This is a genomic window from Nocardioides sp. WS12, assembly GCF_014108865.1.
Classification (GTDB): domain Bacteria; phylum Actinomycetota; class Actinomycetes; order Propionibacteriales; family Nocardioidaceae; genus Nocardioides.
The window spans coordinates 285,725-306,280 of the sequence record NZ_CP053928.1; the positions used below are offsets into that span (position 1 = coordinate 285,725).

The 20,556-nt window shown below is 63.9% G+C and carries 11 protein-coding genes and 1 pseudogene; 7 read left to right on the plus strand and 5 right to left on the minus strand.

Translation table 11 applies throughout. From position 1 onward, the window contains the following. Window positions 1-29: 29 nt before the first annotated feature. Both HRC28_RS01290 and HRC28_RS01295 read right to left on the minus strand, forming a co-directional pair. Window positions 30-932, minus strand: a complete 903-nt coding sequence (locus HRC28_RS01290) for a hypothetical protein (RefSeq protein ID WP_182378294.1) — start codon at window positions 930-932, stop codon at window positions 30-32. 115 nt (window positions 933-1,047) lie between these two features. Continuing rightward, complete coding sequence (locus tag HRC28_RS01295) at window positions 1,048-2,673, minus strand: DNRLRE domain-containing protein (protein ID WP_182378295.1); 1,626 nt, start codon at window positions 2,671-2,673, stop codon at window positions 1,048-1,050. Between the two features lie 476 nt (window positions 2,674-3,149). Between HRC28_RS01295 and HRC28_RS25250 the strand changes: the two are divergent. Further along, window positions 3,150-3,275, plus strand: a pseudogene (locus HRC28_RS25250) (integrase core domain-containing protein); the annotation flags it as partial. 71 nt (window positions 3,276-3,346) lie between these two features. On the opposite strand, the gene HRC28_RS01300 reads toward HRC28_RS25250, so the two are convergent. Both HRC28_RS01300 and HRC28_RS01305 read right to left on the minus strand, forming a co-directional pair. Continuing rightward, complete coding sequence (locus HRC28_RS01300; RefSeq protein WP_182378296.1) at window positions 3,347-4,150, minus strand: hypothetical protein; 804 nt, start codon at window positions 4,148-4,150, stop codon at window positions 3,347-3,349. Next, window positions 4,140-10,235, minus strand: coding sequence for a DNRLRE domain-containing protein (locus HRC28_RS01305; protein WP_182378297.1), 6,096 nt, complete (start codon window positions 10,233-10,235; stop codon window positions 4,140-4,142). The genes HRC28_RS01300 and HRC28_RS01305 overlap by 11 nt, the downstream gene beginning before the upstream one ends. Before the next feature lie 216 nt (window positions 10,236-10,451). Between HRC28_RS01305 and HRC28_RS01310 the strand changes: the two genes are divergently transcribed. Further along, a complete protein-coding gene (locus tag HRC28_RS01310; RefSeq protein ID WP_182378298.1) occupies window positions 10,452-11,336 on the plus strand; it encodes a helix-turn-helix transcriptional regulator in 885 nt (294 codons plus the stop codon). A 76-nt stretch (window positions 11,337-11,412) separates the two neighbouring features. Then, a complete protein-coding gene (locus tag HRC28_RS01315; RefSeq protein ID WP_182378299.1) occupies window positions 11,413-12,768 on the plus strand; it encodes a helix-turn-helix domain-containing protein in 1,356 nt (451 codons plus the stop codon). Between the two features lie 309 nt (window positions 12,769-13,077). Here the strand turns inward: HRC28_RS01315 and HRC28_RS25535 are convergent, their stop codons facing one another. After that, a complete protein-coding gene (locus HRC28_RS25535) occupies window positions 13,078-13,212 on the minus strand; it encodes a hypothetical protein (protein ID WP_272902656.1) in 135 nt (44 codons plus the stop codon). Window positions 13,213-13,775: 563 nt separating this feature from the next. On the opposite strand from HRC28_RS25535, the gene HRC28_RS01320 reads away from it, so the two are divergent. The 4 genes from HRC28_RS01320 to mobF all read left to right on the plus strand — a co-directional run bounded on the left by HRC28_RS01320 (window position 13,776) and on the right by mobF (window position 20,542). Further along, a complete protein-coding gene (locus HRC28_RS01320) occupies window positions 13,776-14,147 on the plus strand; it encodes a hypothetical protein (RefSeq protein WP_182378300.1) in 372 nt (123 codons plus the stop codon). 63 nt (window positions 14,148-14,210) lie between these two features. Continuing rightward, window positions 14,211-15,014 carry a hypothetical protein gene (locus HRC28_RS01325; RefSeq protein ID WP_182378301.1) on the plus strand — a complete coding sequence of 268 codons (804 nt, stop codon included), beginning with the start codon at window positions 14,211-14,213 and terminating at the stop codon, window positions 15,012-15,014. 73 nt (window positions 15,015-15,087) lie between these two features. After that, a complete protein-coding gene (locus tag HRC28_RS01330; RefSeq protein WP_182378302.1) occupies window positions 15,088-17,481 on the plus strand; it encodes a DEAD/DEAH box helicase in 2,394 nt (797 codons plus the stop codon). 376 nt (window positions 17,482-17,857) lie between these two features. Continuing rightward, window positions 17,858-20,542 carry a MobF family relaxase gene (gene mobF / locus HRC28_RS01335; protein ID WP_237111651.1) on the plus strand — a complete coding sequence of 895 codons (2,685 nt, stop codon included), beginning with the start codon at window positions 17,858-17,860 and terminating at the stop codon, window positions 20,540-20,542. The last annotated feature ends 14 nt before the right edge of the window (window positions 20,543-20,556 follow it).

The window sequence follows — 20,556 nt, forward strand, 5'->3', positions numbered from 1 at the left end:
ACCGACAGGGGGCGATTGAACCTTGCCTTCTAGTCGGCCTTGATCTGCAGTCGGTCGGCAGCGCGGCTGATCGCGTTGATGGCAGAAGGGATCCGGACTTGATGCCCGTCGTCGTCCATGACAGAGACCGTTTCCTTCGTTGCCATCCTGTACTTCACCAGATCGACGAGCTCTCGGTCAGTCACTGATTCTGGCTCAAAGTCAACCAGCTCCACCTGACCGCTCCTGATGGGTCTACCGATCAGATTGCGACCGATGTCGGCAATGCGTCCCCGGGTGCTGTCGGTAGCCGAGCTGGATCGGCCACGGACGCGCAGGATCACCTCGACGTCGATCTCAGACCCGAGGTCGAGGTCGCGGCCCAACTGTTGTGTGGCCGAATAGAGCCCTCCGTTGGGGTCGATGTTCCCCTGATGGATCTGATGGGGATCCAGTCGCACACTGACCATGCGAGCTTCCGAGGAGCCGTCTTGAAGCATGCCGACCAGTTGATCATCGGTGTACGGACGGACCGAGATCAGGTCATCGAAGAGTTCACCGTCCTTGTTGACCCAGTCGGCAAGGGCTCCGGCACGTGGTGACCCCTGCGCACCGAGCACCAGTCCGAAGATGTTCGTGCCGGGGATGAACGACAGCACCGAGATTTCTACCCACGGCCTGTTGGCTTGGGTCTCCTCGTCGAGGATGTCGCCCGACGACTCATCTAGCGACGACGGCGGTTCTTCACGCTCTCGCGCCAAGACAAGGTGACGCGACTCGTTGTGGACGTACACCTGCGCGTAGTTTCGGACGCCCAGGATCTGGTGACGCAAGTCGGTGATCCCATTGTCTTGCTGACGAACCAGAAGCTCGCCCAGGCAGTCCTGCCAGTCCGTGGCGAGCATGGGAAGGTCGTTCTCGTCGCATACCTCGAAGAACGCGACCGTCTTCATGGACTTCTTAGTTGCCATCTGCAACGCACCCGTCAGTTCAGTTGGATCGGGTCGTAGGGCGTGGCGACCGCGTACCTACGACGAATCAGGCGGAGAGAAAGCACGGCGGACAAGGTCAGTCGTCCTCGGCGAGTACGACGAACCGCTCAGCGGTGCAGACCGTCTCGGCGGCGTAGGCGAAGCAGGCACGCACCTGGAGAGCCAGGGGTCGTGTAGCGGGTGCCTCGAGGGCGGCGTGCCAGGTGAGCAGGCCCGTGGTGGCACGGCCGGCCTCGTTGGTGACGGTGCCGTCCCAGGCTGCCTCGCCCTGGTCGACCTCGGTGGCCGTCTGCCAGGTCCCCTGGCCCCAGACCCGCCACTGCAGGGTCGCTCCGGTGGCGCCGGCCGGCGCGTCGACCGACACGGTGAAGTCATCGGCCGAGCTCTCCCACACCGACGGCGACGTGAAGGTGGGTGCACCAGTGCCGTAGCTGAACGTCACGGTCGCACCCTCGTTTCCGGCCTTGTCGACCGGCACGACCTCGAACGTGTGCCAGCCAGCGGCGGGCTTGATGGTCGTGCCGTAGTCACCGGATGCGTTCGCACCGACGGCAGGGGCTTCCTGCCCGTCCACGGTGAGGTAGAAGCCAGCCGTGTCTGCCGAGCCATTGAGGGTGAACTTGGCCGACGCCGGGGTCGGGTTGATCCACTCGCCGTTGGTGAGCGTGTCCGAGGTGATCGTGACCTCGGGAGCGGTCACGTCGACCTTGAAGACCTTCGAGATCTTGGCCTTGCTCTTCAACGTGCCGTCGTGGGCGTTGACCGACACGGTGTAGATGCTGCCGTCGAGGAGCACGCCCGCAGGCATCGTGGCGCTGGCCGTCTCGCCCGACTCGACCGGATCGCTCGCGCCACTCCAGACCAAGGGGGCCAGGACGTTGTTGCCCTTGCGGACCTCGAACAAGGCGTGCACCGGGTCGCCCTCGGGGTCGGAGAGCTTGGCCGAGAACGTGGGGGTCAGCGAGGGCACGAGGCCGACCACCTCGGATTCGGGATCGACAGCGAGCTCCTCCGGCGTGGCCGGGTAGGAGTTGTAGGTGACGGTGAGCGTCGCAGCCTTCACAGCGACACCGTTCTCCGCCGAGCGGTACTTGCGGAAACCGGTCTTGGCACCCTCCTGGACCGCCGCGATCTGAACGCCGTGCTGGGCCGATCCGCTCAGCCACGAGTTCACGATCGCCGTAGCGTCGAACGCGACAGCACCTTCGGTCGGGCACGCGGCCGCGCCGTACGACTTCACCGAGGTGGCGGCGCCCGTCGTCGTGACCGTGGGCTGCTTGGCCCACGTCAGGCCCGGAACCGTCCACAGGCCGGTGACCCGCGAGACCCGGATCGCCGAGCCCGCGCACGACCCGGTTTCGAAGTTGGACAGGGTCAGGGCCGCGCTCTGCACCACCGCATCCGCGGGGATGTCGGCGAGTGCCGAGTAGTCGAAGTCGAGGTAGGAGCGCGCCTTGGTGATCCCCAGATTGGTCGAGCCGACCCGGAGCTCCGGCGACGTCGCCTGGCTCGTCGTCTGACCGATGTTGCTCACCCAGGTGTCGCCCGTGAGGTCGAGGGTCACCGTGTGGGTCGACACCGGTTCCTCGAGCGCCGCGACACCCTGCGCCGGTGACGCCGCTAGGGCTCCCGACGTCATTGCCGCAACGAGACCGATGACGGCCGTCCCGGTGATCGAGCCCAGCCACATACGTCGAGACATCCAAGTCCTCCATCGCCGCCCAAGCGGCCACAGCGGCCACCAGGATGCGAGCCTTCAACGCGCGAGCGCGTGCCGAGTTACGTTGAGACAATAATCAAGGACAGGTCTAGTCATGGCAGCCGTGGCCGGATGTCAGCAATGCGTCCGACCGGCATCGCGATTCGTCGGCCGCGAGCCGTTCGTCGTCACCTTGGCCCCGCCACCTTGTTCCCAACGTTTGTCCACAAGCAACCGGGTTGCTATACGAACGCGTGACGGTCAGGCTGAGCCACCCTGATGGCGACCGGCGGCTCCACTCACCCGCCTGCGCCGAAATTGGCCGGATATACCTAGCGCACCAACCGCCCCTGCGCGGTCGCCCGGGCAAAGGACAAAGGGCGTGCACAAGCACCGAGCGCATCGGGTCACCCGCTCCGTTGAACCATGCTGGCACCTGTTCGTGCAACGGGCCCCTTAGCCTCGCGTCCAGGCTTCCGGGGCAGGCTCCTGTCGAGTACGCCACCGACGGCTGGGTCGGCTGGTACAACAACCGACGCGTGCACAGCTCTCTTGGGATGATGAGCCCAGTGGACTTCGAGCGGGCCCACTACGCGGCCTCAACCGAGAGCCGCAACCCGCATAGGAGCGGCGGAGAACCTGGGTCGCTTCAAGTTTGCATCCACACCTCAGCGCGTCACCGCTCAAAGTTGACCAACTCGACGGCATCAAAACACCACCGCAACCAATACGTGCTCTCGACATCCCAATAGACCGGCACACTCAACCCCATGAGGGTTTCGAACCGATAGCCTTCTACAGCGACAATAGCGCGAGGAGTAAAATGCACTGCATCCCAGATCCGCGCGACTGAAGCCCAGTTGACCCGCGCGATTCCTCCTGAATTGCTGCCATGGGCATTTAGCAGTTCCACCCAGTCTGTCGCTGTCCTTATCGAATGCACCTTTGCATTTGATCCAACCTCAAGTCGCCATGTCGACCATGGACGAGGGTGCAATCCTGAACACGAATCATCATCCAGGAAATTCCGCCACATTCCCACAAAGGTGTCAGTCGCTGTTGACGAGTACAGGCCACCGGTCTCTCGCCAACTCGCCGATGCTCCAGGCCGGATTTCAGAAACAGGTTTGAAATGGTCAGCGCTCGGACGCTGCTCCTGAGGAGGAGCCCACGTAGGCTTTCCAGTCGAAACCCAATGCTGCTGGTATGCGCTACTGACTGAAGGAGCGTCAAGCCACGGCGCCCTGTCGCTAAGTGCCTTTAAGAAAGCGGACTCGGCCACGAATGCATCCACGTCCGTTGGGGACTTGAAGATCTTCGTTTCGTTGTCCTGCACTCCCTCAGAGCTAATATCTGCGAGGAGAGTTGCAAACTTTCGATTCAATTCGTTTGCACCGTTGGTCGGCATCGCGACAAATTCGCAATCAAAATGGTGGACTCGACTCTTTATGTCGGTCAACCCACTCTTGCTATCGTCCATAGCATCTAACCTCGGTCACTGGGGACGACGCCGAGACGCGGGCCGTACTCGGGCTGTAGCCGACAGGAAAACGGATCGTGCCCCAGGCCTGAGCTCTAAACGTTGCGTTGGCGCATGGAGCCGGGTCGTACGCAGTCACCATGTTATTGCTCCGCGAGCGATAGGTCTTTCCGGGCTGCCATAGCACCCATCTCGTGTCCGGAAAGTAAACCCGAATGTAGAGATTTACAAACAAGTTGAGAGAGTCCACGAAGCCGCCGCCGGCTCCAGAGCACTTTATCTGCGCTTTCACATTCACAGATGTTCGATCATGCTTGGACCAGTGAGGGTGGTAGACGCTCAAGTGACAACGAATTACCCTTGCTTTACCATTAAGATCAAGTTCATCAACGGGGTTCTGCGGGTATGTGTAACCGGTCAGATTTCCGCCTCGCTGTGGATCAAGGCTTGTGAACCCGCCAGTGGACGGATTGAACAATCGGGCACCCATTTGCATGAAACCACCCAAGGCGTCGGCTGACCGGCGGAAAGATCCGAGGTATCCGAACCTTGCCACCGCGACATCAGCTGACTTCTGATTGCCAAATTCATCCGTTTCCGTGAATGCGCCAATAGTTGAGGCGCCGGAACTCCCTGGGGTCGTCGTAACGATATCCCCGTGGAGGTTAGTGAGCTGGAGGGTCGTGGTGCCGTTGGTTGTAGAGGCTGCCATCCCGAGAACGGGTGCGCTCACATACCGGGTTGCAGTCCATGTGCTCCCTTGATCGGCGCTTACATCGACGCTTGCTGGTGAGTCGCCAGTTTCGGCGAAGCGGTAACGGGTGCGGTTGGTTTCGGTCCCGCCAGTAGTGGTACTGAAGCTGTTGATGCGTTCGGCCGGGTCGAGTTCGTAGGTCATCGCTTGGGCGGTGGATCCACCGGTACCGTTGGCGACGTTTTGGCTGAGCGAGGCGACCATGTCGTTGGCCCGGTACGTCGCAGTGAGGATCCCAGCTGCGTTCGGGCCAGCGTCGGCCTGCGGGGTGGTGAGGGTCCTACCCAATGTGTCGTAGGTGTATCCGGCGTTGGTGATGCGCCCCGCGCTGTCGTAGTCGCTGGTCTTGTCGATCGCTGCCGTGGTGGTTTGGCATGCCCCGCCGGTCCCTGGGTTGTACGACGCGAACGCATTGCGGTTCGAGGACGCGTCGAACCCGTATGTGCGCGTAGTACAGCCACCAGCACGGCTGTCCTCAACCTTGCCGAGGCGACCGAGGCCGTCGAAGGTGAAGGTCTGCGCCGAGGCCGTTGATACTTGATCGATGGTTCGCCCGTCAGCAACATTGGTGGCAGTGAACGCCAGCAGTTGGGCGGCCCCTTGGGCGTAGGTAAGCCCGGTCGGTGTGCCGACCTCATCCGAGGTCATCTTCGCAAGCATCCCATTCGGGTACGTGATCGTGTCTATGACTCCGTTTGGCTTGTAGGCGTAGTCGAACGATCCGACGCCGCCGCCGGCGTTGAGACTGTCCAGTTCACCGTGTGTTCCATACGAGTAGGTGTATGTGGCTGCGCCGTCGTTGAATGTCGCGACCCGCCCGTCCTCCTGATAGGTGGTCGCTGAGTTTGTGCCCAGTGCGTCGACGTAACTCGCCGTTCTCCCCCAAGTGTCGTACCCGGTGGTGATGCTCGATCCGGCTGAGGTGGTTGTGGTCGGGAGACCAGTAGCGTCCGCGTAGCCGAAGGTGGTCGCGATCGTGTCATTGGTGGCCCCTGAGCCGGTGATCGCCTTGTTCATGGTCTTGGTGCGACCCAACCCGTCGAACGTCATGGATGTTGTTCGAGTCGTGACCCCCGAGGTCTCCTGGATGTTGGTCGGCTGCAGGTCTTCGTCGTAGGCGGTGGTCCACGTGACTGGCATCGGCTGCCCGACCGGTTGTCCGGCAGGCCCGACCTTGCAGACGAGTCCATCCCAGGCCGGCTTCCCACCGCAATCCCCGGCCCCCGTTGCCGTGTAGTAGCTCGTGACCGTGGAGTGCGCGTCCGTTCCAGCACCGGCGCCGTTCGCACCACCACCAGGTTGCCGGGATTCAACCTCACGACCCGACGCATCAAAGCGGGTGGTTTCGGTCGACCATGTGCTGGCGTTGACCTGGGTCTTGACCGTTGTCGGGGAGCCGAGGGTCCACCCATTCCCATCGCCCGCCACAACCGGGTCGTATCCATAGGTGACGACAGTCGCGTCGTAATCGGTGGTGCGGACGGCGTCGCTGGTCGAGGTGGTTTCCTTAACCGCCAAACCGAGCCCATCTACCCCGGGCCGGTTGGTGATCAGCGCCGCATCGACGCTCGGGTCGTCGTCATACATCGTCTGGGTGTGAGTCCGGAACAACCCGGTGGTGCCGTTCTTTAGCGATGCGGTGTGTGCCGGCCCGTACTCATCGACAAGCCGGTTGCCGACGGTGTCGGCGTCGCCCCAGGTGTTGTAGACGCTATAGGAGGACGCTTCTGCGGCGACGCGGGGGCGGTCTGCTGCAGCAGTTGCTTGGACACGTGCCCATCCGGTGCCGTCGAGCCGCTGGACCGCATTCTGGTTCGCGTCGAACCAGATCGTATCGACCAGCCACCCGGTCGGGCCGTGGCCGGCTGTGTTGGTGACAATGCCGGTACTAGTGGTGTAAATCAACTCGGCTTTGGTGAGGCTCGCGGAGCCTGTGTAGGGCCGGTAGACGGCGTAGACCTTGGTCGGGACGACTTGCTGTCCCCATTCGGCGACGTCGGCGGAGGTCATGTCGGGTCCGCTGCTGGCCGGGTTAAGGCTGTAGTCGATGGACCAGGTTGCGTCACCGCCGCCGCTGGCGGTCGGGCGTTCGCGTTTCACGTTCTCGAGCCGGCCGATGCTGTCGTAGGTGAAGCGCCATTCGGTGAGGCCCGCGGGCTTGAGGGTGGCGAGCATCGTGCGGCTCGCGACCGTGGTGTAGGTGTATTCGGTACATAGCGACGTGGCGGCGCCGGCACCGTCCGGGTCAGGTCCGCAGACCTTGGTGAGCTTGCCGGAGGTGTAGGTGTAGTCAGCCAGCGCCTTCAAGGTCACGGCCCCTGGCGTGGCTGCACCAATCAGGCGTTCGACCTTACTCACGCGAGTCGCGGACCCGGTCCCGGTGTAAGTGATCTTGAGCGCGCGACAGCCTTCGGTCTGGGTGGTGGTGTTGCAAGTTGCCGAGGCGGCAGGGTCGGATTCCTGGATGAATGTCGGGCGTTGGCTGGTGCTAGTGACGACGATGTCGTTACTCGTGCCGGGAGCATCGGTTGCCTTGACGATCCAGGCGGGGTCGCCGCCGGTGTCGGAGGTCTTCCATTCCCAGGTGGTGGTCACGCTCGCGGTTCCGAGGGGGCGGGCGAGTACAAGGGTGTCGGGGTTACCGCCAGTGCCGATGGTGAAGGTCAAGCCGGTGGCGTCGCCGGTCGGCTGAAGCGGCTTGTAGGTCCCGCCTCCAGTCGAGGTGAAGGTCTGCGACCCGCCGCTGGAATCGACGACGATAAGTGTGCCGTCTTTCGTCCTGTTGTCAACGATGGTTGCGGCGGCATCGGACTGCGAGACGAGCACCTGAGGATCAGACCAGCCCGGCCCAAAGATCCCGTCCGCGAGGGTTGCATCAGACAGGCTTGCGAAGGTACGGGCGATGCCTGCCTTGGAGTCGGCCGCGTCGGTGTCGGCGATCATCGCTTCACCGCTGAGGAGAGCGACCTGAGCAGGCCCGAGTTCAGTGATCGGGAATCGGTCTCCGAAGGCGGACTGGAGGAGGCTGAGGTAGAGGGTGGTGGTGCAGGAGTCGGCGGATCCGGAGTATTGGAAGCAGCCGCGGGTCTCGAGGAGGGCGTTACCGCCGAGAGTTCCGGTTCCGTACGTCTCTTCGGTGGCGTTCCAGATCAGCGGGTTGGTGGCGGAACGACCGGTGAGGGTCACCGTGCCAGTCCAGTTGGTTCCGTCGGCATTCTTGACCTTCGCCGCTGTGCGCCAGGTCGTTTCGCCGTAAAGGCGCCACTGCAATGTCGCTCCGGTTGCGGATGCGGGGCCAGACATGTCGATCGGGAACGAGGCTGTGGACGGTGTCCACTGGCCGGGTGTGGTGAACGCCGCGGTTCCGGTGCCGTAGGAGAACGTGACGGGTGTGCCGTAGTTGCCGGCCTTGTCGACAGGGGTGACTTCGTAGACGTGCCATCCGGGTGTCGGGGTGTAGGTCGTGACCTTGTCACCGGATGAGTTCGCGCCGGCGGCAGAGGTCTGGCCGTCGAGGTTGAAGTAGAAACCAGCGGTGTCGGCTGACCCGTTCAGGGTGATTGTGTCGGAGCCGGGCATGGTGGTCGTCCAGGTCCCGTTGGTGAAGTGGGACGAGGTGATCGTGACGGTCGGGGCGATGGTGTCGACGGTGACGGTCTTGGTCGCTGGCGTGGCGGAGCGGACGTTGACGTCGTCTTCACCCCAGGCACTGATCGTGTAGGTCGACCCTTCGGTCAGGTTCCCTGCGGGCACGGCGATGGTCGTGGTTCCACCTGACGCGACCGCGGGGGTGGTGTCGGACCATACGGAGGTCGAGCCTTGCTTGATCTCGTAGTAGCCCTTGACCTGGCCGCCGTCGGGGTCGGTGATGACCGAGGACAGGGTGGGGGTCTTGGAGGTGATGAAGTTGCCATATAGCCCCGGAGTCGCGATCAGGCCGGTCGGGGTGGCAGGGGGTTGGCTGATGGTGACGGTCAGCTTGGGCGACTTGGCGTTGTCGCCGTTTTCCAGGGACCTGTACTTGCGGTAGCTGGCGTTGTTCAACGTGACGGCAGCGAGTTGCACGCCGTAGTTGTCGGCACCGCCGACCCAGGACTTCACGATCGCGGTGGCGTCGAAGTCGACCACGCCCTCGCTGGTGCAGCCAGTGAAGCCGTGGGCGGCGTCGTTGGTCGAGGCACCCGTCGCGGTGACCGTGGGTTGGGTGGACCAGGTGATGCCCGGGACGGTCCAGGACGAGGTGATCTGCGACATCTTGATCGCCGAGCCCGAGCATGAGCCGGCATTGAAGTTCGACAGGCTCACCTTCGCGTTCGCGATCGATCCCGGCGAGGGGCTACCCAATGCGGTGGTGTCGAAGTTCAGGTACGACCGATTCTGGCTGATACCGAGGTTGCTGGTGCCCACCCGGAGCTCGGGTGAGGTGTGCTGGCTGGTGTTGGGTAGAATGTTCTGCACCCAGGTGTCTCCCGTTGCGGTGAGGATCACCGTGGGGTCGACCGTGACCGGGTACGTGCGCTCTGGGTCAGCCAGATACACGGGATCGGGCCGCAGCACCAGTTCGCGGGACGTGCCCGTGCCCTCCAGGGTGGCTTCGACAGGAACCGTCGGCGCTTCGTCTGCCGAGTCCCACATCAGCGGCGGCGTGATCGAACCGATCAACTTGCCGTCGCTCTTGATGTCGATCGACCCGTCCGGGCGGGTGATGAACTTGCCTTCGGACAGACTGAGCGAGAACCGGTATTCCGGAACCTCGCCTGCTGCGGGGGCCTTGTCCAGCACGACGGAGAAGTTGAAGCCTTCACGGTGGGACGTAACGACGAGTTCACCGTTCTCCACGCCCGCTGGGTCGAAGGTGATCTGGTCGCTATCCACCGAGCCGGCAGGGAGCTTGGTCGACCAATCCACGGACAGCTTGCTGCCCGAGTTTGAGGTGACGGTGGCGAGGTCCTTAGAGCCGCCGTCGCCGTACTCGACATCGAACGGGACCGCGGCGGGCGAGGTCACGCCGTCTTTGGAGGTCTCCAGGGTGGGGTCCGCGCTGACCCACTTGTCGTCGCTGTCCTTCGACCGGACCTGACCTGAGTAGGACTCCAAGGTCCAGGTGCCGTTGGGGTTGGCGTACATGCCCGAGGACGGAGTCCGTGCCGACAGGTCCTCGACTCGTGAGCCCTGAGAGATAGCGGTGACCATGGCCGAGGTCCGGTCGGGACGCTCGGCGACCTTCGGCGCCGCTTGCTTGGCAGCGACTTCGGGGGCTGCGGCGCGGGCAGGGGCCGTGACCTGTCCAGCACTGAAGGCGAGTGCTGCCGCGAGCACCGGGATCCCCACAGATCGAACCCGGAGCGCTCGGCGACCGATCCCCCCGAGAGAAGGCCGGTTGGACGATTGAATTTCGCGATCGAGTCTCATCTCGATCCACCCACCTTCAACACGGGCGTGGCCCCTGCCACACCGCACGCGCCGAACCCTAGCCCGACTTGTCTGAATCTGTCACACAATAGTGACTAGTAGTAACTCCACGGCAAGGTGGGCGATACTCGGCCCATGGATGCCTTCCTGGCCGGCCTGAGCCAATCGATCGACGCGGTCGAACTGGGGCGCCGGATCCGTGCGGCTCGAATTGCAGCAGGCATGACCCAGTCACAGGTAGCGGGCGGCGAGGTATCGGCGGCGTATGTTTCACGGATCGAAGATGGCCAGCGACGCCCCGAGACCCAGTTACTCGCGCGGATGGCAGCCCGGATGAGCACAACCCCCCATCAGCTGTTGACCGGCATCACCACCCACGAAGCACGCCAACTCGAACTTGAGGTCGAACACGCCGCCGTCGCCCTGACGCTCGGCGACAACACTGAAGCCCTCACTGCTGCTGCCGACGTGGTAGCGCGGCTCAAGAACTACGGGGACCCCGCACTACTCGCCGAAGCCCAACGGGTCAAAGCTCAAGCCCACTATGCACTGAGCGATCTCGACAGCGCGATCAGCATCCTCGAAGAGCTCACCCAGCAGCTGACTCCCGACATGAACACACTGCGCGCGCTCATCTCCTTGTGCCGCTGCTACTGCGACCGCGACGAACTGGCGCGCGCGACCGCGCTCGGGGACCTCGCCGAACGGATGGCCACTCGAATGGGCATCGACGGACTAACCGAAACACTCCAACTGGCCGTGGTGAGAGCCGAGATCCACCTGCGCCGAGGCGACCACCAGGCAGCCGCGGCCACCTGTCGAAGCGCTCTAGAAATAGCTGATGCGGACGCCTCGGAACTGGCCCAGGCATCGGCGTACTGGCACGCGAGCGTCTCCGAAGCCCTGTCCAACGGCGCCACCCCAGCGGCCCTGGAGCTGGCCAAGATCGCCCTCGCCCTGATCGACATCAGCGAGGGTCACACCTGCATGCGGCACCTCACCCGGATCTCGTCGGCCTGAGGCAGCAGAACAAATCTCAGCCAGTCGCGACAAGTCTGAGCAACACGACCTGCCCAACCGAGGCACAATGGGACACGTGGACCTCCATCTCGCCGAACTGAGCCGCACGATCGACCCCGTTGTGCTCGGGCGTCGCATCCGAACCGCCCGCGTCGCGGCAGGCATGACCCAGGCGCAAGTGGCAGCTGAGGACATCACTGCCGCATACCTGTCGAGGATCGAGGACGGCCAACGCCGACCCGAAGCGGGCCTGCTGGAGCGCATGGCGACGCGGATGGGAGTGACTCTCGACGATCTGCTCCTCGATGTCACCCGCGATCAGCGCATGGAACTGCAGCTTGCGGTTGACTACGCAGAGCTGGCGTTGGCATCGGGCGACGCGGAAGGCGCCCTCAAGGCGGCCAGCAACCTGGTGAGTGATCCTGCAGTCGAGAGCGTGCCACAGCTGTTGCGTGCCGCTCAGCGGGTGAAGGCGGGGGCGCTGGAGAACACTGGTGACCTCGACGGGGCCATCGTTCTCCTGGAGGACCTGACGTCCGAGCCCACGCCGGACGTGACCTGGCTCAAGATGCTCATCGCGTTGACCCGCTGCTACCGCGACTCCGGCGACTTTCCCCGCGCGATCGCGGTCGGCGACAAGGCCGCCAAGACCATCGAGGACCTGGGCCTCGAAGGTCTTACCGAGGCCATCCAGCTCACGGTGACGGTCGCGGCGGCCCAGCTGTGGCAAGGCGACACCGACCAGGCGATGCGGACCTGCATGCGAGCGCTGGCCGCGGCAGAGAAGCACGGATCGGTCTTGGGCAAGGCGTCGGCATATTGGAACGCCAGCGTCGTCGAGGCCCGACGAGGAGCAGTGCCCTCGGCTATCGAGCTCGCGCGCAAGGCTCTGGCGATGTTCGAGCTCAGCGACGACAACCGCAACCTGGCCAACCTGCGCTCACAGCTGGCAAACCTGCACCTACAGCTCGACCCGCCCGACCCCACAACGGCACTCGAGATCCTGAACAACATGGAGCAAGAGATGACCTGGTCCGGCAGCGGGGCTTGGGACATCTCGTTCATGCACGTGCAGCGTGCACGCGCCAACTACCTGCTCGGAGACTTCAACGAGGCCAGGGCGAGCCTTGCGCGGGTGGCCGAGACCAAACCGGACTCTGCGCCATTGGTGGAGGCACAGTGGCACTCCCTGCACGGGCGGGTGGCGTTCGCCGAGGGCGACCCGGAGGAGGCCCGCCAGCACTACCGCGCAGCCATCCTCGTGCTCAGCGGAGTCGGTGTCGACCGCGGCGCTGCACAGCTGTGGTTCGAACTAGCCGAGCTGCTGACCCAGGCCGGCGACAACGAAGGCGCCATCCAGGCATTCCGAAGCGCGGGCGCGTCCACCGGCTTCCGCGTTTCGACGCCGACCACCATCTCCACCCACGCCTGACCACTCCACCGCACGTGACCGGGCCACCCGCGTCACCACGCCCCGCCGACAGGCGGGCGATAGGTCAGCAGCAACGAGAAATACCACCTCTACGGCCCGGAGATAGCTCGCTGGAGGCTCCACGCCGAACCATGGGTCCGGCGTAGGTCAGCAGCGGGTTCAGGGTCTCGTCCCACCAGTGCGCCAATTCACCTCGCGCGCCGGGTATCTCCAGCGCCCTCCCCGGGTACTCCTCGATGGCCGTTCCCTGCGGGGCCGGCTCCCGGCCGGCCCCGCAGAGCAGCGACACCTGCTTTCGGGCTGACTCGATCAGCAGCAGGTGTGGCCGTCGGCCGAAACACCGCCGACAGCAGGAGCGCTCCCACCCAGCGACGCCCCCAGGCTCGTGACGGCAACCAGCGCAACGGCGACCAGACGGATGGAGACCTTCTTCTTCGTGAACATGGCACGGACCTTTCAACGTGTGGCACATCCAGACAGATGTGTAGACACATTTAGGAAGGTCCGTGACGGTCCGCGTCCCGGGAATCGCGATTCTGTTAACTAAAGTTGCCAATGAGGTGACTGGGCGCGCTTTCACGGAACGGCAAATGGAGAGCCGACGACGCATGCGTTAGCCCTCCAGCGTCGAGCCAGGATCGCGGCCGGCCGGGCGTCGTTCCGACCCATGTCTGTCTTGAAGTGCCATCGCGGCATTCCAAAACATGTCTATAGTTCGGTGAACCCGGTCGCGTAGGGACCTACGGCGCGTGACCGGGACCCACAAAACGAGGGATCTCCATGACTCAGGGCAAGGGAGCAGTGCCGACCCGCGCGGTCATTTCCGCATCCTGTCGTCGACGAGATGCGGCGGGGCCGCACCCGGTGCTGACCTGTCAGCGACGAATTCGGGTCCGTGCCGCCTCGGCAGACGCCGATCAAAGTGGCCCCGGGAGGGGACCCGCGTCGTCGCCGTTCAACCGCAACAGATTCACCCAGGCCATCGCTCCAACTGAACGGACCTTCCGATGCTTACCTTGATCCGCCTCCGCCTTGCGGCGCTCGCAGCGGCTGCTCTCCTCGTCCCGCTGCTTGTGACCGCAGCGCCTGCCGACGCCGCAGCGCTCACGTGCCGAGCGAGCATGTCGGACTCGACTCCCAAGCAGTACACGAACGTCTACGTGCGAGTGCGCACAAACGCCTACGCCAAGGTCCGCACCGTCGCGCACTACAAGACGACCAACAACGTCAAGCGCGGCACCGCGAACTCAGCCGGCCGAGCCAGCATCAAGTACTACATCTCCGGTGCATCCGCCGGATACCGCGTGCGCGTGAACGTCACCGTCACCAAGAACGGCCGCTCCAGGACCTGCTACACGTCGTTCGTTCCGCATCGTTGAGATCCGGTTCATCCAGGTATCGCTGTGGTTGACCTCTGAGACCGACGACGGAAACGCCTAGCAGTGGACGGAATAGTCGAGTCCGGTGACACCACCACCAGGGTGGTGGTGGTCGAAGCCATTTCGGACGAGTTCGAATCGCATCTGAGGGAAAGACTGGCGGCGTACTGCTACGGCGGGCAGCAGTCCCAGGAGGATCGCGACTACTACTCGCTTGAGCGAACGATCAGTGAGTTCCTCACTCGTTACAAAGCCAAGCACCTCACCACGCAGGTGGGCATGGCGGGCGAACTCATCGTGCACCTGATGATGCCGCAGGCACACGCACAGCTCGAGAGCGCGGCCGTCTACTTCAACAAGGAGGAGCGCAGCATCAAGAAGGGATTCGACCTCACCTTCCACTCCACCAGAGCTCGGCAGATCTGGTACGGCGAGGTCAAGTCCGGCGAAGTAGGTCCGGACCAATCAGCCGATGAGAAGTCCGCGTCGCTGCTTAAGGCTGCATCGGCCGACATCACCGACAAGCTCGGAACCGGTGCCCAAGTTTCCCGTTGGGACTCGGCCCTCATCGACGCAGTTCTCACTCTCGAATCTCCACAGGCCAGGTCCGCCAAGGAACTGCTACGAAGCGACGCCAAGGCCGTGAGTTCGGGAAACGATTTCAAGAAGAACGTCGTGCTCGCCGCTGCGGTGATGCATGACCTCGAGCACTGTGTCATCAGCGACGCTGGGGTCATCGCTGCGGTGAACGACCTGAAGAACAAGCAATTGTTCGCCGAGCTGTGCGTGCTGGTTGTCCAACAACATGAGGTCGAGACGATCGTCGCGATCCTTGAGGGGATGTCAGCCAATGCCGCGGCCAGTTGATCTCACTCTGCGCCAACTGCGGCTTACTTCCAACCTCCAGCAATCGCGGTTCCTCCCGCTCTACAGCCGCCTCATGCGAGGCGAGGAGCTCGCTAACGAAGAGTTCGTCGATATTCTCCGTTTCGCCGTCTTGTTCCTGCGATCCAGTGACGACGTTGTGTCGCGTCTCGGCTACCGCATCGTTCTCCAGTACGGGGAGACGACTGGCGACTACGAACCCCTGCACGCCGTAGCCACAACGCGAGAGCTCATGCCAGTCGTCGCCGCCACCGAACGGATCGACCCGGACCTGGCCGAGACCGAATCACTAGCGGCTGTTCTGTTCAACGCCCACAGCACCAACTTCGTGACTGTAGAGCCAAGCGGGCAACAGCGGCTCCGGACTCGTGGGCAGATGGATCTTCGGGCGTTCAACACGAATTATCGCGAGGCCGTCATCGTGGCGCCTACCTCCTATGGAAAGTCCGAGATGCTCGTCGACAAGGTGGCACAAGCCTTGGACCAGGCGACGTGCGTGCTCGTTCCGACGCGGGCACTGATATCGCAAACGCAGCGCCTGTTGATCGAGGATCCAAGGGTCCGCCGTGCCCGAATTCGAGTCTTAACGCATCCCGATGCCTACAACGACGAAGATCGCTTCATCGCCGTGATGACGCAGGAGCGGTTCCATCGCCTGCTGAACGAGAATCCCGAACTGCGCGTCGACCAGTTGTTGGTGGACGAAGCGCACGGCCTGTTGTCCAGTGATCAGCGTGCCGTCGAACTGTCGCAGGTGGTGCTGACAGCGCGTCACCGCAACCCTACGCTGGGTGTCACGTACTACACGCCTTTCATGTCCGAACCGACCAATCTTCGCCACGTCAACGGAGCCGACCAAAGAACGCAAGCGCGATCGGTCAACGAGCATGTGAAAGCCGAGAAGTTCATCGTCGATCGACCGGGTGAGTCGTCGTACCTGTACGACCAGTTTCTCGACGAGAGGATCGCTCTCGAGGAGCGAGTGCCAACCGATGAGCTTGAAGCACTCGAATGGCGGGCGGGCCATCGAACGCTCGTCTACGTGAACCGTCCCAAGGATGCTCAGGACCTTGTCGCCAGGCTTTCCTCTCGCCTCTCGCCGGCAGATCTCTCCGCAGAAGCGCGGCGCGCGATCCGTGCGATCGGCGACCTGATCGACCCCAGCTACAGCCTCATCGGCGGCATAGAGAAGGGCGTCTTGTTCCACCACGGGCAGGTTCCCGACCTGCTCCGGCAGTACATCGAGCGCCTGTTCAGCACCGACCCCGCGATCTCGAAGAGGATCTTGGTCACCACGTCAACGCTGCTCGAAGGTGTCAACACACCGGCGGACTGCCTGATTCTCCTCACGCCGAGCCGCGGTCGTCGACACCTGAGCCGCTCCGGGTTCCGCAACCTGATCGGACGGGTCGCACGATTCGGGGAGGTGTTCGATCCCGATCGGCGCGACCTGGATCTCTTGCAGCCGCGCATCCACCTGATTCCGGGAAGTTATGCGCCCACAAATTGGAACGTCGACTCCTTCCTCACGAGCAGGGCGAATCTGGCAAGGGCAGCCGAGGACGAGGTGAGGAATCCGTTGCTTGAGGGATCAGCTGACAACGTCGGCCGCCAAGCAGCGCTCGAGTACCTGGAGAACATCGAGCCCGGCACCTCGCAACTTTCGGGCCTGCGAACTGCTTCCACCGAGGTCGGACGCCTGTGCTTCCTCAACGGGGTTTACGACTTCGACATCTTCGAGTCTGAGCAGGCGATTCAAGATCAGATCGACGCGCTGCGTGAGCGCGAGCAACTGCTTGAGACACCTGAGGACGTCCTGGACGCCCTGGCAAAGATCTTCCTTGAGCACGTCGATCTGGACGACGACAACGAACTGGCCCGAATTCGGGACTACCCAGAGGCGCGAACGTTCTACGCCATGTTCATCGAGTGGCGCATGAACGGCGAGCCATTCAAACAACTCATCTCACGGTTCGTCCGGTACTGGACGCAACTGAGGGACCAGATGGTCTACGTGGGCCCTCGCTGGGGCGAGGAGGTCTACGGCGAGTACGGGTGGCGGAAGATGTACATACGCATGGCCTCGAAGACCCGTGCTGGAATGATCAATCTCGCAGTGGTGAAGATCAAGGAAGAACAGGACTTCGTCGACTTTCGTCTCAGCAAGTACTTCGAGATCCTGCACTCCCTAGGGTTCTTGGAGCCAAGGCTCTATAACCAACTGAAGTACGGCACCGACGACCCATTCATCATCTGCCTTCTCCGAAACGGCTTCTCCAGAGATCTCGCGCGACTCGTCGCCGACCAGTATCAGTCCCTCGTAAGTGTCAACCTCCCCGAGAGCACCGTTACGGTACCGGCCGAGTTGCCGCTTGCAATGGCCGCGCAAGACGAGAACGACATTCTCGTGTACGAAGCAGAGACGTTGGTGAACCTCCTCGACGACTAGCCGAGTCGACTCGCTTGACTCTGGTGTTCAGGGCAGTTGGTCTGTCAACGCGTCGGAACCTTCCCCAGCATCTCTGAGCAGTTCGGAAAGTGTTCGCGATTTCCACGCGGTGCTGCTGACCTTGTCGGCCGGCACTGCATCAGATGCAGTCGCGACTCCTACGGCAACTACGCCCTCACCACCGAACTCCCACCGCCGTCGCCAACTGCGAGGCCCCGATGACGGGCGTTGACGGACTCTGACGAGCCCGAAAGCCCGCCCCCCGTAAGGCTGCTCGCAGCCTCGAAACCGAGCGGCACGCATGCTACGAAGGTTCGTAGATGGTCCGTCCCCCCAGGGGGCGGGCCGCTGTCACTTCAGGGGACTTTGACGGAACGTGACGGGCGGTGACGAGCACATCATGCACGGTGGCGTGAAGTTCTACCGCGGCTCAGCAGCCGCTGCACGCTCCTACGTCGAGGCCGACCACTCACGCGCCGACGAATACTACCTCGCCGAAGGCAGCGGCATCGCCGAGCACTACGCCATCCACGTGAGCGACGACGAAACTGCAATCGTCCGGCGACCAGACCTCGACGGCCCGACATACGAACGCTGGGTTGCCGGGTACGACGTCAGCACCGGCCACGCGAAGGGTCGGTTGCGTGATGACGACCGGGCACTTCGCTTCGTCGAGGTCGTCGTCAACGGGCCGAAGACCTGGTCGCTCGCGGCTGCACTCCATCCCGACCTGGCTGCTGCGTACGAAGCCGCACAGACTCGTGCGGCCGGTGAGGTCATCGGGTGGGTTGCAGCGCACGCGACCACGCGCATCGGTCCGCGCGGTCGGCAGGTCCAGGTGCCCGTCGAAAAGATTGAGGCCGCGGTCGTGCGGCACTACACCTCGCGTGCCGGTGACCCGCACCGTCACCTGCACGTCCAGATCAACGCACGCGTATACGCAGCGGGCGCATGGCGTGGCCTGCATTCGGTCGGTGTTGTCGACTCGATCGAGGCACTCAACGGCATCGGTCACGCCGCCGTCATGTGCGACCCCGAGTTCCGCACTGCACTCGCCGAGCATGGCTACACACTGGACGACTCCGGCGAGATTCAGCAGCTCGCGCCGTACGCGGGTCGGTTCAGCCAACGCACCTCACAGATCAACCGCAACGTCGACCGCTACGAAGCCGAATGGCGCACTGAGCACCCCGACGAGGAACCGGGTCCGAAGCTGCGACAGACGTGGGACCGCCGCGCCTGGGCTGAAGCACGCCCCGACAAAGTCGTCCCCGCCGACGGCGCCGACCTCGTCGCCCGGTGGAACTCCGAGCTGCACGACCTCGGCTTCCGTCCACCGACCGAACCAGTCGAGGTTCGCGTGACGGCTATCGGTCGGTTGCGTCGCGACGCGGTCGTCGATCTGGTCCTCACCCGGCTCGGTGCGAAACGTTCGGCCTGGAACGCGGCCGACATCCGTGGCGAAGTCGAGAAGCTCATCCCTGCGGTCGGCATCGTCGCGGACCGAGCGGTGCGTACGGAGTTGGCCGAGGACCTCACCGCACGTGCGGTCGCCGCGTGTCGTCCGTTGCGTGAACGCGGCGATGTCCCGGAGCACATCAGGAACCTCACCTCCGACCGTGTGCTCGACGTCGAGGCGAAGTTAATCGACGCCATCGCAACGCGCGCGCTGGAACCGGTCGAGCCCGTCGCTATTCGCGGTGGCGACCTGGACTCCGCGCAACGCGAGGTCGTGGGCGCGCTCGCCGGCCACGCCGGCGTACTGGTCATCGAAGGCGCCGCCGGCACCGGCAAGACCACCACCCTCGCCGCCGCGCAACGGGCGCTCAGGTTCCAGGAACGTCGCCTCGTCGTCGTCACCCCCACCCTCAAAGCAGCACAGGCCGCGCGAAAACAGGTCGGCACCGACGCGTTCTCCGCAGCCTGGCTCATCCACCAACACGGCTTTCGCTGGGATCAGGACTGCCACTGGTCGCGCGTCAACGTCGCTCGCGAACCCATTGACCCACGCGCACGGCTCTTGCCCGGTGACGTCCTGCTCGTGGATGAGGCCGGGATGCTCGACCAGGACACCGCCCGCGCACTGTTCGCGATCGCCGACCGCGCAGGCGCGACCGTTGCGCTCCTCGGGGACCGCCACCAACTGCCAGCCGTCGGCCGCGGCGGCGTCCTCGACCTTGCAGCACGATGGGCACCACCAGCCGCACATCTCGAGCTCGAGTCGGTGCACCGGTTCGTCGACCCCGAGTACGCCAACCTCAGCCTGCTCATGCGCTCTGGTGAGCGATCTGGTGACGTCTTCGACGCCCTCCTCGAGCGCGGACTCATCACCATCCACGCCACCGACGTCGAACGCACCGCCGCCGTGGCGACCATTGGTGCTGCAGGTGACGACCTGGTCATCGCCGATACCCGCGAACAGGTCGGCGCCCTCAACGCCGCCATCCGCGACCACCGCCACCGCACTGGTGAGCCGACTGGTGAGCGGAATGGTGAGCCCGTCACCCGCCGTGGTGAGCGGATCGGACTCAGGGACCGTGTCGCGACCCGGCGCAACGACCGCGACCTCGGCGTCGCCAACCGCGACGTGTGGACCGTCGCCGGCATCGGAGACAACGGCAGCCTCCTCGTCACCGGTCGCTCAGGACAACGAGAACTCCCCGCCGACTACGTCGGCGAACACGTCGAGCTCGCCTTCGCCTCGACCGTCTATGGAGCCCAGGGCGAGACCGTCGACTCCGCCCACCTCGTCATCGGCGAAGCGACCGGCGCCGCAGCCGCGTACGTCGCCATGACCCGCGGACGCCACCACAACATCGCCCACCTGGTCGCCGACACCGTCGAGGACGCCCGGGACCAATGGGTCGCCGTGTTCAACCGCGACCGCGCCGACCTCGGCCCAGGACACGCCGCGACCCGCGTGGACGAAGACATCGAGCGATACGGCACACGTCTGCCCGACGAGTCCTGGATCCCGGAGTCGCGAGGCCTCGGACATGAGCGATCGCAGGTGCGACCGGCAGACGGTGCTCCGCAACGCGCAGGCGGTGTCGGTCGATGACCAACTTGCACGAC

Excerpts from the sequence above, each read along its gene's own strand:
- HRC28_RS01290 (WP_182378294.1), bottom strand. The coding sequence starts at position 932 with ATGAAGACGGTCGCGTTCTTCGAGGTATGCGACGAGAACGACCTTCCC.
- HRC28_RS01295 (WP_182378295.1), bottom strand. The coding sequence starts at position 2,673 with ATGTCTCGACGTATGTGGCTGGGCTCGATCACCGGGACGGCCGTCATC.
- HRC28_RS01300 (WP_182378296.1), bottom strand. The coding sequence starts at position 4,150 with ATGGACGATAGCAAGAGTGGGTTGACCGACATAAAGAGTCGAGTCCAC.
- HRC28_RS01310 (WP_182378298.1), top strand. The coding sequence starts at position 10,452 with ATGGATGCCTTCCTGGCCGGCCTGAGCCAATCGATCGACGCGGTCGAA.
- HRC28_RS25535 (WP_272902656.1), bottom strand. The coding sequence starts at position 13,212 with ATGTTCACGAAGAAGAAGGTCTCCATCCGTCTGGTCGCCGTTGCGCTG.
- HRC28_RS01320 (WP_182378300.1), top strand. The coding sequence starts at position 13,776 with ATGCTTACCTTGATCCGCCTCCGCCTTGCGGCGCTCGCAGCGGCTGCT.
- HRC28_RS01330 (WP_182378302.1), top strand. The coding sequence starts at position 15,088 with ATGCGAGGCGAGGAGCTCGCTAACGAAGAGTTCGTCGATATTCTCCGT.